13 protein-coding genes are annotated in these 14,349 nt (G+C 68.6%); 7 read left to right on the top strand and 6 right to left on the bottom strand.

Going from position 1 to position 14,349, the window contains the following annotated elements; all coding sequences use genetic code 11:
- Positions 1–77 precede the first annotated feature (77 nt).
- The 6 genes from PX554_RS08935 (at position 78) to PX554_RS08960 (ending at position 5,317) form a co-directional block, all read left to right on the top strand.
- Positions 78–1,325, top strand: a complete 1,248-nt coding sequence (locus tag PX554_RS08935; RefSeq protein WP_275501008.1) for an ATP-binding protein — start codon at positions 78–80, stop codon at positions 1,323–1,325.
- Positions 1,318–1,848 carry a response regulator transcription factor gene (locus PX554_RS08940; RefSeq protein WP_275500819.1) on the top strand — a complete coding sequence of 177 codons (531 nt, stop codon included), beginning with the start codon at positions 1,318–1,320 and terminating at the stop codon, positions 1,846–1,848. Before PX554_RS08935 ends, PX554_RS08940 begins: the two co-directional genes overlap by 8 nt.
- Positions 1,849–2,085: 237 nt before the next feature.
- Entirely contained in the window at positions 2,086–2,775 is a 690-nt protein-coding gene (locus PX554_RS08945) for a PepSY-associated TM helix domain-containing protein (protein ID WP_275500821.1), read from the top strand.
- A gap of 11 nt (positions 2,776–2,786) precedes the next feature.
- Positions 2,787–3,257: a DUF2271 domain-containing protein gene (locus PX554_RS08950; RefSeq protein WP_275500822.1), complete on the top strand. Its 471-nt coding sequence runs from the start codon at positions 2,787–2,789 to the stop codon at positions 3,255–3,257.
- Between the two features lie 198 nt (positions 3,258–3,455).
- Positions 3,456–4,340, top strand: a complete 885-nt coding sequence (locus tag PX554_RS08955) for a DUF4198 domain-containing protein (protein ID WP_275500824.1) — start codon at positions 3,456–3,458, stop codon at positions 4,338–4,340.
- 11 nt (positions 4,341–4,351) lie between these two features.
- Positions 4,352–5,317, top strand: coding sequence for an FAD:protein FMN transferase (locus PX554_RS08960; protein ID WP_275500827.1), 966 nt, complete (start codon positions 4,352–4,354; stop codon positions 5,315–5,317).
- A gap of 111 nt (positions 5,318–5,428) precedes the next feature.
- Here the strand turns inward: PX554_RS08960 and PX554_RS08965 are convergent, their stop codons facing one another.
- The 4 genes from PX554_RS08965 to PX554_RS08980 are packed head-to-tail and all read right to left on the bottom strand — an operon-like array spanning position 5,429 to position 8,947.
- The gene (locus PX554_RS08965; RefSeq protein WP_275500830.1) at positions 5,429–6,025 is read right to left on the bottom strand and encodes an ABC-type transport auxiliary lipoprotein family protein; all 597 of its coding nucleotides are present in this window, start codon (positions 6,023–6,025) and stop codon (positions 5,429–5,431) included.
- 23 nt (positions 6,026–6,048) lie between these two features.
- Complete coding sequence (locus PX554_RS08970; RefSeq protein WP_093226051.1) at positions 6,049–7,011, bottom strand: MlaD family protein; 963 nt, start codon at positions 7,009–7,011, stop codon at positions 6,049–6,051.
- Positions 7,011–7,841, bottom strand: a complete 831-nt coding sequence (locus tag PX554_RS08975; protein WP_093226053.1) for an ABC transporter ATP-binding protein — start codon at positions 7,839–7,841, stop codon at positions 7,011–7,013. The genes PX554_RS08970 and PX554_RS08975 overlap by 1 nt, the downstream gene beginning before the upstream one ends.
- The gene (locus PX554_RS08980) at positions 7,838–8,947 is read right to left on the bottom strand and encodes an ABC transporter permease (RefSeq protein ID WP_093226173.1); all 1,110 of its coding nucleotides are present in this window, start codon (positions 8,945–8,947) and stop codon (positions 7,838–7,840) included. Before PX554_RS08980 ends, PX554_RS08975 begins: the two co-directional genes overlap by 4 nt.
- 62 nt (positions 8,948–9,009) lie before the next feature.
- Here PX554_RS08980 and PX554_RS08985 point away from each other — a divergent pair, with 62 nt between their 5' ends.
- Positions 9,010–9,681 (top strand): HAD-IB family hydrolase, encoded by a 672-nt coding sequence (locus PX554_RS08985; RefSeq protein ID WP_275500836.1) that lies wholly within the window; start codon positions 9,010–9,012, stop codon positions 9,679–9,681.
- A 137-nt stretch (positions 9,682–9,818) separates the two neighbouring features.
- On the opposite strand, the gene PX554_RS08990 is transcribed toward PX554_RS08985, so the two are convergent.
- Positions 9,819–11,081 (bottom strand): DUF445 domain-containing protein, encoded by a 1,263-nt coding sequence (locus tag PX554_RS08990; RefSeq protein WP_176787251.1) that lies wholly within the window; start codon positions 11,079–11,081, stop codon positions 9,819–9,821.
- Positions 11,082–11,224: 143 nt separating this feature from the next.
- Entirely contained in the window at positions 11,225–14,344 is a 3,120-nt protein-coding gene (locus tag PX554_RS08995) for an efflux RND transporter permease subunit (protein WP_275500843.1), read from the bottom strand.
- Positions 14,345–14,349 lie beyond the last annotated feature (5 nt).

The following is a 14,349-nucleotide window of genomic DNA, read 5'->3' on the forward strand; positions in this document are numbered from 1 at the left end:
CCGGGCCGCCGCGCGAGCCGACCCGGCTCGCGCTGGTCGCGGCGCTGCTCTCCGCCGATGCGGCGGGGCGCAAGAACATGGTGCTGCTCGTCCAGCTCCGCTGGCTGGCCGTGGCGGGGCAGCTCGCGACGATTCTGCTCGTTCAGTTCGGAATGGGCGTGGAGTTGCCGCTGCGTGCGATGGCGCTGGTGCTGGCGGCGCTGGTGCTGGTCAACCTCGCCAGCCTCTCGCTGCTCCGCCAGCGCCGCACCATCACCAACAGCGAGTTGCTGCTCGCCCTGCTGCTCGATGTCGCCGCGCTGACCACGCAGCTTTACCTGAGCGGCGGCGCGACCAATCCGTTCGTATCGCTGTTCCTGCTGCAAGTCGTGCTCGGCGCGATCCTGCTCGGCCGCTGGTCGAGCTGGGCCTTGGTGGCGGTCACCTGCGGCGCGTTCGCGTTGCTGATGCGCCGCTTCCGCCCGCTCGACCTGCCGATCAGCCTCGCCAGTGATCCGTTCGGGCTGCACATCGTCGGCTCCTGGGCGTGTTTCGCGCTGGTGGCGGTGCTGCTGGTGCTGTTCGTCACCCGGATAAGCGGAAACCTGCGCGCGCGCGACGCCTATGTCGCCGACATGCGCCAGCGCGCGGCGGATCAGGACCATATCCTCCAGATCGGGCTGCTCGCCTCGGGCGCGGCGCACGAACTCGGCACCCCGCTCGCCTCGCTCGCGGTGATCCTCGGCGACTGGCGGCGGATGCCCCGGCTCGCCGCCGATCCCGAACTCGCGCAGGACGTCGCCGAGATGCAGGCCGAGGTGGAACGCTGCAAGGCGATCGTCACCGGCATCCTGATGTCGGCTGGCGAGGCGCGCGGCGAAGCGCCCGAGATCACCAGCGTCCACGGCTTCTTCGCCGATCTGGTCGACTATTGGCGCGCGCGCGGCACCACCCCGCTCGCCTATGACAATGCGTTCGGCCCGGACTTGCCGATCGTTTCGGATACCGCGCTCAAACAGGTGATCTGCAACGTGCTCGACAATGCCGCCGAAGTCTCGCCCCAGGGCATCGGCCTCGCCGTCGAGCGTGCCGGCGACGCGATCCGGCTGAGCGTGCGCGATGCCGGGCCGGGTTTCGCGCCCGACATGCTCGCCAATCTCGGCAAGCCCTATCAATCGACCAAGCAGCGCCCAGGGGGCGGGCTCGGGCTGTTCCTCGTCGTCAACGTCATGCGCAAGCTGGGCGGCTCGGTGACGGCGCGCAACCGCGACGAGGGCGGCGCCGAGGTGACGCTGAGGCTGCCGATCGCCTCGCTCGCGCTCGATACGGAGACGCCCGATGCCTGATCGCAAGCTCGTGATCGTCGAGGACGACGAAGCCTTCGCGCGCACGCTCAAGCGCTCGTTCGAACGGCGCGGCTATGCCGTGCTCACCGCCGACAGTCCCGAAGCGCTCGACACACTGCTCGCCGAGCACCGTCCCGGCTTCGCGGTGGTCGATCTCAAGCTCGGCCAGGCCTCGGGCCTAGCCTGCGTCAAGACGCTGCACGCGCATGATCCCGCGATGCTGATCGTCGTGCTGACCGGCTATGCCAGCATCGCGACCGCGGTCGAAGCGATCAAGCTCGGTGCCTCGCATTATCTCGCCAAGCCCTCCAACACCGACGATATCGAGGCGGCGTTCCGCAAGACGCGCGGCGACATCGACGCGCCGATCAGCGAGCGCCAGACATCGATCAAGACGCTCGAATGGGAGCGTATTCATGAGGTGCTGGCGGAAACCGGGTTCAACATCTCGGAGACCGCGCGCCGGCTGGGGATGCACCGGCGCACGTTGGCGCGGAAGCTGGAGAAGCAGCAGGTGAAGTGAAACACCGTCCTCCCTCGCCCTCTTCTCCCCTCCCTGGAAGGGAGGGGCCGGGGGTGGGTTGGCTTGTGGCGGGCCTTCCGCTTCCTCGGGAGCCAACCCACCCCCAACCCCTCCCTTTCAGGGAGGAGAAAAGGTCGCAGCAGTCTACGATTTAGCTATTGCGAACCACTCGCATAAACCGTACCACGCTCCCGAAATCGGGGATCGGCGGCGCTGGCGCGGCTGTTCGGAGTCGGGATGGGCGCTTTGCTGAAGGATGGTCTGGCCGAATCCGGCGCGCGCGCGGCGGCCCCGGTGGCGGTGTCTCCACCGCGCGCCAAACCCAAGTTCCGCGCATGGTGGATGAAGCAGCTCATCACCTGGCATTGGATCAGCGCGGCGGTGTCGCTCGCCGCGATGCTGCTGTTCGCGATCACCGGCATCACGCTCAACCACGCCGCGAGCATCGCCGCCACACCCGTGGTCACCACCGCCAAGGCGACCGTGCCGCCGCATCTGATGCGCCTGCTTGCCGCGCCGCACGCCGCCGACGCGCCGCTGCCCGATGCGGTCGCCGACGATCTCGCGCTGCGCCTCCACCTCGACGCGCGCGGCCGGCCCGCTGACTGGTCCGACAACGAGGTCTATGTCGCGATGCCGGGGCCGGGCCGCGACGCGTGGATCAGCATCGCGCGCGCGTCCGGCGTCGCGACCTCGGAGGTCACTGATCGCGGCTGGATCGCCTGGGCGAACGATCTCCACAAGGGCCGCAACACCGGCGGGGTGTGGTTCTGGTTCATCGACGTTTTCGCCGCCGCCTGCGTGCTTTTCTCGCTGACCGGGCTGTTGCTGCTCCAACTCCACGCGCGGCGGCGGCCGCTCACCTGGCCGATGGTCGGGCTCGGGCTCGCGCTGCCGCTGATCCTCGCCGTCATCTTCATCCATTGAGGGGAACCACCATGCGCAAGACACCGCTTCTGATCGCCGGTGCGCTGGCCGCACCGGCGAGCGCAGGCACGATCAGCGTCACCATTCCGCAGGTGCCGGTCGCCGAATATCATCGGCCTTATGTCGCGGCATGGATCGAGCCGGTGGGCGGTGGCGCGGCGCAGACGGTGTTCGTGTGGTACGACATCAAGAAGAAGGGCAATGAGCCGGGCACCAAATGGCTGTCCGATCTGCGCACCTTCTGGCGCAAGGGCGGCCGTTCGCTGGCGCTTCCCGCCGACGGCCTGAGCGGCGCGACGCGCCCCCCCGGCACCTACCAGATTCCGCTGCCCACCAATCTCAAACCCGGCGCGTACACGCTGTACGTCGAGGCCGCGCGCGAGACCGGCGGGCGCGAACTGGTCTCGGTCCCGCTCGGCGTTCCGGTCAAGCCCGCGCGCGCGGCGGGCAAGGCCGAGCTCGGCACCGTCACGATCCGGTGAAACAGGTCGAGATCACCTTCAGCCGTTCGTGCTGAGTAGGGATCGAGTAGGCGCTTGCGCCGTATCGAGAGCCCGTATCGAAGCGCAGTGAATCGCGCTGCCCTGTCCTTCGATACACTGCCTCGATACGCCCTGCGGGCTACTCGGCAGTTACTCAGGACGAACGGAGACAACCAAGCTCTAACCGGGAGATTTTCGATGCGCCCCGCTTTCCGTCTCGCCACCGCCGCCGCCCTGCTGTCCTGCGCCGCCCCGGCGCTTGCGCATCGCGCCTGGCTCGTGCCCTCGACCACGATCGTCTCGGGCACCGACGATTGGGTTTCGATCGACGCGGCGATCTCGAACGATCTGTTCTTCGCCGATCACAATCCGATGCGCTCCGAAATGGTCAAGGTCTGGGCACCCGACGGCAGCCCCGCGCAGATCCAAAACGCGGCGACGCTGCACTATCGCTCGGTGTTCGACGTCAGGATCGACAAGCCCGGCACCTGGAAGATCGGCACGACGCAATCGGCGGTGATCGGCAGCTTCAAGCTCGATGGCGTCGAGTGGCGCGTCGGCGGGCGCGGCTTCGGCGGGGCAGCCCGTCCGCCCGCGCCGGGCGCGGCCCGGCCGGCCGGGGAGGGTGCCCCGCCGCGCCCGAGCGTCGCCACCGTCGCCGACATCCCGGCCAACGCGACCGACATCAAGCTCACCGAGGTGATCGGCCAGAACAACGTCTTCATCACCGCTGGCGCACCGACCACGACGGTGTTCCAGCCGACCAACACCGCGCTGGAGATGGTGCCGGTGACGCACCCCGACGAACTCGTGTCGAACGAACCGGCGACGTTCCGCTTCCTCATCGATGGCAAGCCCGCCGCCGGTCTCAAGGTCACGCTCGTCCCCGGCGGCAAGCGCTATCGCGATAGTGAAGGTGCGTTCGACGTGACCACGGGTGCGGACGGTGTCGCCGAGGTCAAATGGCCGTTCGCCGGGCTGTTCTGGCTCAACGCCACCACCACCGACGCGCACCCGAGCGCCCCCCGCGCGACCGAGCGGCGGATGAGCTACACCGCCACGCTCGAAGTGGTGGCGCCGTAACCGCCGGCACGATGCGCCTCGCGATCCCGCGCGATCTCGACGCGCGCGCGATCGCCGGGGTGGACCGCGCCGCGCGCGTGGCCGATCTCGCCGGCGAGACGATGGGAACGGTGTGGCGGGCGCGCTGCGCCGTTCCCGCCGCGTACGACGTCACGGCGTTGCGCATGGCGATCGTGCGGCGGCTGACCGGGATCGTCCGCGAGATGAGCCACTGGGAGCCGGAGTCGGCGCTCAGCCGCTTCAATCGCGCCCCGGCGGGCACATGGGCGAGGCTGCCGCAAGACTTTGCGACGGTGATCGCGGCTGGCTTCGACATTGCCGAGCGCTCGGGTAGCGCTTTCGATCCGGCGATCGGGCGGCTGGTCGATCTATGGGGGTTCGGCTCTCGACCGCACGCGCGCGTGCCCTCGGACGCGGAGATCGCGGCGGCGCTGGCGGTGTCGGGGTGGCGCGGGATCGCGCACGATCGCGCGGGGTGGCTGCACCAGCCGGGCGGCGTCGCGCTCGATCTGTCGGGAATCGCCAAGGGGTATGCGGTCGATGCTGTCGCGCGCCTGCTTTGGGAGCAGGATGTCGTACACGCGCTGGTCGAGATCGGCGGTGAATGTCGGGGGATGGGCGTGCGGCCCGATCTCGATCCCTGGTGGGTCGATATCGAGACCCCGCCGGGTGCGGAGCTCGCCCCGCTTCGTGTCGCGCTACACGGATTGGCGGTCGCCACGTCGGGCGATTACGTGCGCGGCCCCCACACGCTCGATCCGCGCACCGGCCATCCTGCCCGCGCCGTAACCTCGCTCAGCGTGCTCCACCCGTCGGCGATGATCGCCGATGCCTGGGCGAGCGCGCTGACGGTGCTCGGCCCGGCGGCGGGCGCCGCGCTCGCCGAGCGCGAGGGGCTGGCCGTACGGTGCGTCTATCGCGCGGAAGGCGGCGCGCGCGAGTGGCTCAGCCCGGTGTTGCGAGCGATGCTGGCGTGAGTTCCGCCACCCGCCCTCGTTCGTCATCCCAGCGCAAGCTGGGGTCTCCCCGGGGGCCGGGAACGCGCTACCACGCAGAGACCCCAGCGTGCGCTGGGGTGACGAACGAGGCTACTTTCCCACCCAGTCCGCGACCTCGCCCGCGACCTGGTTCGCCGCCTGGTTGAGCGCCGCGGCGCTTCCGTTCGCGTCGATCGTGGAGACCGGCACGCTCGCCGAAAAGCGTTTCTTCTCGATCACGTTCTTGTCGTCGCGGATCAGCGACCCGTCGAACGCGACCACCGCCTGCTTCGAGCCGGCGTCGATCCCGAAGCTGCGGAGTTCGCCCGAGAGCCGCGCACCCGGATCGGCGCGGAACTGCGACACGCTGAGCACGACGCGCCCGGTCTTCGCCGCGACCGTGTCCGACACCAGCCGCGCGAACAGCCGCGCCGGCGGCTCGACCCACAGTGCCTTGGGCACATAGGCGATCGAGGTCTGGTTGATCTGCACCGGGATGCGATTGCCCGCCAGCGCCTGCGAGACGGCGGGCACCTGGATGATGATCGTCGCCGCGCTCGCCGAGCTCTGGTCCTGACCGGCCGGCAGCGCGGTGGTCGAGGTGATCGTCAGCAGCGAGGCGGGCGGCTTGGGCGCGAGGCTGATGCAGCCCGACAGCGATGCCAGCGCGGCGAAGGCGGCGAAGGCTTTCAGGGGGAGCGGACGCATCGGAAACCTCATATGCTGGGCCATCACTTGCCACCTTTATAGTCGGGCAGCTTGGGCTGGCCGACGAGCGATCCCGCGCCGCCGCGATCGAGCTTCTCGGCGACGGCGGTCAGCGCCTGCGACATATTGCGCAGATCGTGGATCAGCGCGCCGACCTCGGGGATGGTCTCCTTCGAGAACGCCTTGATGCCAGGCCGCGCGTCGGTGATCGCCGCGTCGAGCGTCTCCATGCTATGCTGCGCGGAGGCGACGGTCGCGCTCAGGTTCTTGGTGGCCGGGCGGACGTCCTCGTTGATCATCGTATTGGTCGATCCCGCCAGGTCGCCGATCTGCTTGGCGGCGTCACCGGCCTGCTTGAGCGTGGTGCGCATCTCGGCGAGCGTCGCCGCGATCTCCGGCCCGCGATCGGCGAGCGCGCCGGTCAGCCGGTTGGTGTTGGCGAGGATGCCGGTGATCGACTGCTGGTTCTTATCGGAGAGCAGTTCGTTGAACCGCTCGGTCAGCGTCGAGATGCGTTCGAGCAGCTTCGGCGCCGAGTTGAGCAGCGCGCCGAGGCCCCCGGCCTTGGCGGGGATGGTCGGCACGCCGTTCGGGCAATCGAGCAGCGGGTTGGTTTCGGGGCAGGTGATCGGCGGCGCACCCTTCACCGCGCCGTCGAGCTGGATCGTGCTGGTGCCGGTGAAGCTGCCCTGGATCGTCGCGGTGGTGCCGACCAGGATCGGCGTGTCGCGGTTGACGCTGATCCGCACGCGCACGAACTGCGGATCGTTGGTGAGCGCGATCTCCTTGACCTCGCCGGTCGGCACGCCCGAGAACGCGACCGCCGAGCCTTTCGCGAGACCATCGACCGACTGTTTGAAGAAGATGTCATATTCCTTGTCGGTCGCCGCGCCGAAGCGCGCGATCCACACGAGGAACGCCGCCATCACCAGCAGCAGGATCAGCACCACCGAGCCGACCAGGACGTGATTCGAGCGCGTTTCCATCAGCTTTCGGTCCCTGCAATCTCGTTGGCCGCGGCATGCTCAACCGAAGCGCTCGCGGCGCGGCCGCGCGGCCCTCTGAAATATTCCTGAATCCACGGGTGATCGGTCGCGAGCAGCTCGTCGATCGTGCCGACCGCGATCACCTTGTGGTCGGCCAGCACCGCGACGCGGTCGCAGATCGCGTACAGCGTATCGAGATCGTGCGTGATGAGGAACACGGTCAGCCCGAGCGTCTTCTGGAGCGAGCGGATCAGCTCGTCGAACGCGGCCGCGCCGATCGGGTCGAGCCCGGCGGTGGGCTCGTCGAGGAACAGCACCTCGGGGTCGAGCGCGAGCGCGCGGGCGAGGCCGGCGCGCTTCTTCATCCCGCCCGAAAGCTGCGACGGGTATTTCGGCCCAGCATCGGCGGGCAGCCCGGTCATCACCACCTTGTACGCGGCGATCTCGTCGAGCAGCGCGGGCGGCAGCCCCTTGTAGAATTCGCGCAGCGGAACCTGCACGTTCTCCGCGACGGTCAGCGTCGAGAACAACGCGCCACCCTGGAACAGCACGCCCCAGCGTTTCGAGAGGTCGACCATCTCGGTCTCCTCGCGGTCGATGGTCGGCTCGCCGAGCACATGGATGTCGCCCGCCTGCGGCTTCTGCAAGCCGATGATCGAGCGCATCAGCACCGATTTGCCGGTGCCCGACCCGCCGACCACGCCGTAGATCTCGCCGCGCCGCACCTCGAGATCGAGCCCGTCATGGACGACCTGCTCGCCGAAGCTGTTGCGCAGGCCGCGGACGACGATCACGTCGTCGGTGTCGGTGTCTTCGGGCTGCGCGCTCATATCCAGCCCACCCATGTGAAGAACACCGCGAAGAACGCGTCGAGCACGATGACGAGGAAGATGCCCTGCACCACCGCCGAGGTGGTGCGCTGGCCGACCTGCTCGGCATCGCCCTCGACCAGCATGCCCTGGTAACAGCCCGCCATGCCGATGATCGCCCCGAACACCGGCGCCTTGACCAGCCCGACGTAGAGATCGGTGAGCGGCACCACCTCGCGCAGCCGCTGGATGAACGTCACCGGCGGGATGCCGAGCGACACCCAGCACAGCAGCCCGCCGCCGATGATGCCGACCAGCGCCGAATAGAAACCGAGCAGCGGCATCATGATGACCACCGCCATCACGCGCGGCAGCACCAGCGCCTCCATCGGCGAGACGCCGATCGTGCGCATCGCGTCGATCTCCTCGGTCAGCTTCATCGTGCCGAGCTGCGCCGCGAACGCCGAGCCCGAGCGCCCGGCGACCATGATCGCGGTCATCAGCACGCCGAGTTCGCGAAGCGTCAGCCGGCCGAGCAGGTTGATCGTATAGACCTCCGCGCCGAACTGGCGGAGCTGCACCGCGCCTTGTTGCGCGATGACGATGCCGATCAGGATGCTCATCAGCCCGATGATGCCGAGCGCCTTGACGCCGACCACCTCGAAGCGCTGCACCGTCGCGTTGAAGCGGAAGCGGTTGGGGTGGATGACGATGTGCCACACCGCGATCATCATCGCGCCGAAGAAGCCGAGCAGGCCGACCAAGGTCTTGCCGGTCACCACCACCGCGTCGCCGACCTCGCCGATCACGCGCGCGATGCCGCCGACCGGCGCGGGGCGGATCGCCACCGGCTGATCCGCCGCCTCGACCTGTTCGAGCAGATGCCTGCCGTCGGAGTCGAGGCCGTCGATCTCGGCACCATGCTGCGCCGCGAAGCGGTGGATCAGCCATGCGCCGACGGTGTCGATGCGCTCGATGCGGCTGAGATCGATCGAATCGACTTCGCCCTCATAATCGCGCAAACGGTCCGGCAGATCGCCGATCTGCGCCAGCGACAGGCTGCCGGTGAAGCGAACCACGTCGCGCGCGCCGGAGCGTTCGGACGTGAAGGCGGCTGGTTCGGTCATCGCGCGCATCTTTGCTGCAATCGCGCTGGAACGGCAAGCCGCGCTTTTGCTAGGATGAACCGATGCACGCCATCGCCATATACGACCTCGATAAGACGATCACCTACGCACCGACATGGACTTCGTTCCTCGTTTCGAGTGCGCGGCGCGAAATGCCGTGGCGGCTCGCGCTGCTGCCGCTCGCGGGGGTGGCGACGCTCGGCTATGCGCTCAAGCGGCTCGATCGCGGCGCGCTCAAGGCGACGACCCAGCGTCTGATGCTCGGCAATGCCTGGCCCGAGGCGCGCGCGGCGGCGGCGGCGGCGCGCTTCGCCGAGGGTGTCGTCGCGACGGGCGTCTATGCCGGCGCGCGCGCGGCGATCGCGGCGGATCGCGCGGCGGGGCGGCGCATCGTGCTGGCGACCGCCTCCTACGCCTTTTACGCGCGCGCGATCGCCGAACGGCTCGGCTTCGACGACGTGATCGGCACCGGGGTGGCGTCCGACGGCGGCCGGGTCCGCGCGCGGATCGACGGCGAGAATTGCTACGGCGCCGCCAAGCTCCGCATGATCGAGGCGTGGATGGCCGAACAGGGGATCGCGCGCGACGATGCGACGATCCGCTTCTACAGCGATCACGTTTCCGACGCGCCGACGCTCGAATGGGCCGACGAAGCCTTCGCGGTCAACGCCCACGCGCCGCTGCGGGTGATGGCGGCGCTGCGCGGCTGGACGGTGGTGGATTGGGAGCGGTGAGGGCGTGAACGAACGTCCCCGCGCCGCTTTCCTCATCGTCACCCCAGCGCACGCTGGGGTCTCCCGGGGGCCGGGCGCGTGCTATCGCGGAGAGACCCCAGCGTGCGCTGGGGTGACGGTATTGTGGCGGGCTACGCTCAGCCGAGCGCCACGTCGACCGTATGGATCGCCAACCCCACCAGCCCGCCGACCAAAGTCCCGTTGATGCGGATATACTGCAGGTCGCGCCCGACCGCATTCTCCAGCCGCCGCGTGATCGTGTCGGCGTCCCAGCCCTTGACGGTCTCGGAGACGAGCCGGACGATGTTGTCGCCGTAATCGGCGGCGATGCCGACGACGGTGCGGCGCACGAAGCGGTTGATCGTCGCGCGTAGCCTCGGTTCGCGCTGGAGCGTCTCGCCGAGCTGACGCAGCGCGTCGCCGATCGGACCCTGCATCACCCGGTCGGGGTCGCGCGCCATGCGCAGCAGGCCGCCGCGCGCCTGCTCCCACAGACCGTCGAGCCAGCGCTGCATGGCGGGATTGGCGATGATCTCGGCCTTGATCGCCTCCACCCGCGCGCGCATTTCGGCGGAATGGGTCAGGTCATGGGCGAGGGTTTCCAGCGCCTCCTCGGCCTTGGCGCGGAGCGGATGCGCCGAATCGGCGGCCATGTCGCTGAGCAGCCCGTTCAGCCCGGCGATGATCTTGTTGGCGAGCGTTTCGTCGAGCCCGGTCCAGCGCAGGATAGATCCGGCGCGCTCATGCACCATCGCGCGGATCAGATGCTCGTTCGCCTCGAGGATGCGCGCCGCCCAGCGCACGATGCCGTCGAGCAGCGGCAGATGCCGTCCTTCCGCGATCGCGGCGGTGAGCGCCTGGCCGAGCAGCGGCGCGACATCGAGATCGGCGAGCCGGGTGCCGATCATCGTCTTGACCATCCCGCCGAGCCGCTGCTGGTCGAGCGCCTGAAGAATGTGGATGGTCAGCGCCGAGGCGCCGCGCGCGATGCGCCCGTCGCGCGCGAGCGGGTTGGCGAGCCAGCGCCCCGCCGCGCCCGCCACGTCGAGCCGCAGCATCCGCCGCGCGACCACGCGCGGAATCAGGAAATTGTCGCGCAGGAACGCGGCGAGCGTGGTGCCGATGCGATCCTTGTTGCGCGGAATGATCGCGGTGTGCGGGATCGGCAGGCCGAGCGGATGGCGGAACAGCGCGGTCACCGCGAACCAGTCGGCGAGCCCGCCGACCATCGCCGCCTCGGCGAAGGCGCGGACGAAGCCGAGCGCGGGCCAGCGCTGGTCGTAGGCGCGCGAGACGAGGAACACCGCCGCCATCGCCAGCAACAGCCCCGTCGCGATCAGCCGCATGCGGACCAGCCCCGGCGAGACGGCTTCGATGCGCAGGGGACCGGCTTTCCTCATCGGGAAACAAAAGCCCGAGGCGCCCGATAGTTCAAGTCCGCCGTTATTATCGTCGCCCCGGCGAAGGCCGGGGCCGCTGCGCAATTTGGCGAGCGAGTGCCTCAAAACTCAGCGGCCCCGGCCTTCGCCGGGGCGACGGGGGATTACTCCGCCGGGTGCGGTGGCAGCCGTGGGGTATCGTCATGCTCGATCAGCGGCTGCCCGTCGTCGCCGGGACGATAGGTGAGCAGCCGCCGCCCGAGCCGCGGCCCCGCCCAGCGCTCGATCCCGACCGCGAGGCTGAACAATGCCGGCACGATCAGCAGCGTCAGGATCGTCGAGAGCGTGAGCCCGCCGATCACGGTGATGCCCATCGGCGCGCGGAACGATTTGTCGCCGGCGAGGCCGAACGCGGTCGGAAGCATGCCCGCGACCATCGCCACCGTCGTCATCACGATCGGCTGCGCGCGCTTGTGCCCGGCATCGAGGATCGCGGCGCGCACGGGTACGCCGTGCTTCATCTCCTCCAGCGCGAAATCGATCAGCAGGATCGAGTTCTTGGCGACGATGCCGAGCAGCATCAGCATGCCGATATAAACCGGCATCGACACCGGATAGCCGGTCACCAGCAGCGCGATCAGCCCGCCCAGCGGCGCCAGCATCAGCGAGCCCATGTTGACGAACGGCGGCAGCAGCCGCTGGTAGAGCAGCACCAGCACCGCGAACACCAGGAACACGCCCGCGAACACCGCGACGATGAAGTTGGAGATCATCTCCTCCTCCCACTTCGACTGGCCGAGCACGAGTTCCTTCACGCCCATCGGCATGTTTTTCATGATCGGCAGATCGTGGACGAGCTTCTTGGCGGTGCCGCTCACCACGCCGGGGGCGAGATCCGATCCGACCGTGATCTGGCGCTGCTGCGCCACGCGCTCGATCTTGGTCGGCCCGGCGCCGAAGCCGATGTCCGCGACGAGGCCGAGCGGCACCGATTCGCCGGCGGCGGTCTGCACCGGCAGGTTCTTGATCGTCGACAGCCGCTGGCGCGAATTCTGCGCGAGCGCGACCCGGATCGGCACCTGACGATCCGACAGCGAGAATTTGGCGCTGTTCTGGTCGATGTCGCCGAGCGTCGCGATGCGGATCGCGGTCGACAGCGCGTTGGTGGTCACGCCGAGATTGGCGGCGAGGTCCATGCGCGGCCGGATGACGATTTCGGGGCGTTCGAGATCGCCCGCGATTCGCGGCGCGACCAGACTCGGGACATGCGACATCTGCGTGACCAAAGTCTGCGCGGTCTTGAGCAGCACCGCGGGATCGTCGCCGCCGAGCGTAACGGTGAAGTCGCGGCCCGAACTCCCCCAGCCGTTGCCCGACTGGAACGAGACGCGCGCATCGGCGAACTGCGCGAGCTGCGGCGCGAGCCGGCGCTCGAACGCGACGCTGGTCACGTCGCGGCCCTGCCCGCGCGGCTTGAGGATCGCGCTCACCCGGCCGCTGCCGACCAGCGCGCGCGAATAGACCGAGGCGACCTCGGGCTGCTGGCTGAGGAAATCGGCGACCTTGCGCACCACCACCTGCGTCTGCGCGAGCGTTGTGCCGGGCACCATCTCGATATTGGCGCGGCTGCTGTCGTTGTCGCGGTCGGGCTGGAAGGTCTGCGGGATCACCGAGAAGCACACCACGGTCAGCGCGAGCGCGGTGGCGGCGCCGACGATCGCCGACCAGCGGTGCTGAAGCGTCCAGCGGAGCGTCGCCATATAGACGTCCATCAGCCGGCCCTCGCCGTGGCTGGCGGTGCCGTGCGCCTTGAGGAAATAGGCCGCGATCATCGGCGTGATGAGCCGCGCGACCGCGAGGCTCATCAGCACCGAGACGACGACGGTGAGGCCGAAATTCTTGAAGAACTGCCCCGCGAGACCGGGCATCAGGCCGACCGGCAGGAACACCGCGACGATCGCCATCGTCGTCGCCAGCACGGCGAGGCCGATCTCGTCGGCGGCGTCGATCGACGCCTGATAGGCGGTCTTGCCCATCCGCATGTGCCGCACGATGTTCTCGATCTCGACGATCGCGTCGTCGACCAGCACACCCGCGACGAGGCTCAGCGCCAGCAGCGTCATGTTGTTGAGCGTGAAGCCCATCAGATCCATGAACCAGAAGCTCGGGATCGCCGACAGCGGGATCGCCAGCGCGGAGATGACGGTCGAGCGCCAGTCGCGCAGGAAGATGAACACGACCACGACCGCGAGCAGCGCGCCCTCGATCATCGCCTCCATCGCCGAGTCATATTGCTTCTCGGTATATTTGACCGAGTTGAAGATCTCCTTGAACTTGACCTTCGGGTTGCGCTTCTCGAGCTCGGCGAGTTTCTTGACCGCACCCTTGTAGACGTTGACGTCCGAGCCGGTCTTCGAGCGCTGGAAATCGAAGCTCAGCACCTGGCGCCCGTCGAGTTCGGACGACGAGCGCTGCTCCGCGTAGAGATCGCGCACGTCGGCGATGTCGGAGAGGTGGATCGAGCGCCCGCCGCCGACCGAGATCTGCGTCTGGCCGAGATCATAGGCGCTCTTGGCGTTGCCGAGCACGCGCACCGCCTGTTCCGATCCGGCGATCTCGGCGCGGCCGCCGGCGGCGTTGAGATTGACTTGGCGAAGCTGCTGGTTGACCTGGCTCGCGGTGAGCCCCTGCGCCTGCAGCTTGAGCGGATCGAGGATCACGCGGATCTCGCGGCTGACGCCGCCGTTGCGGTCGACTGCGGCCATGCCGGGCACCGACAGCAGTTCCTTCGACACCGTGTTGTCGATGTACCAGCTCAGTTCCTCGATCGTCATGTCGGTGCCGATCGCGGCATAGCTCGCCAGATCGTTGCCGGTGGTGTTGGCGCGGATCACCTGCGGTTCGAGGATTCCGTCGGGCAGGTCGCTGCGGATCTGCTGGATCGCGCCGCGCACGTCCTCGACCGCGCGGTCGATCGGCGTGCCGATCGCGAGCTGGACGACCGTCTCCGACTGGCCCTCGGTCACGGTCGAATCGATCTCGTCGATGCCCTGGAGGCTGCGCACCGCCGCCTCGACCTTCTGCGTGACCTGCGTCTCGAGCTCGGTCGGCGCCGCGCCGGGCTGGTTCACCTCGATGATGACGACCGGGAATTCGATGTCGGGCTGGTTGTTGACGTCCATCGTCGCGAAGCTGACGATGCCGGCGACGCTCAGCATGAAGAACAGGACGATCGCGAACACCGGGTTGCGGATCGACCAGGCGGAGATGTTGCGGAAGCCCATCGCGC

It is taken from the genome of Sphingomonas pollutisoli (assembly GCF_029167165.1).
Lineage (GTDB): Bacteria > Pseudomonadota > Alphaproteobacteria > Sphingomonadales > Sphingomonadaceae > Sphingomonas > Sphingomonas pollutisoli.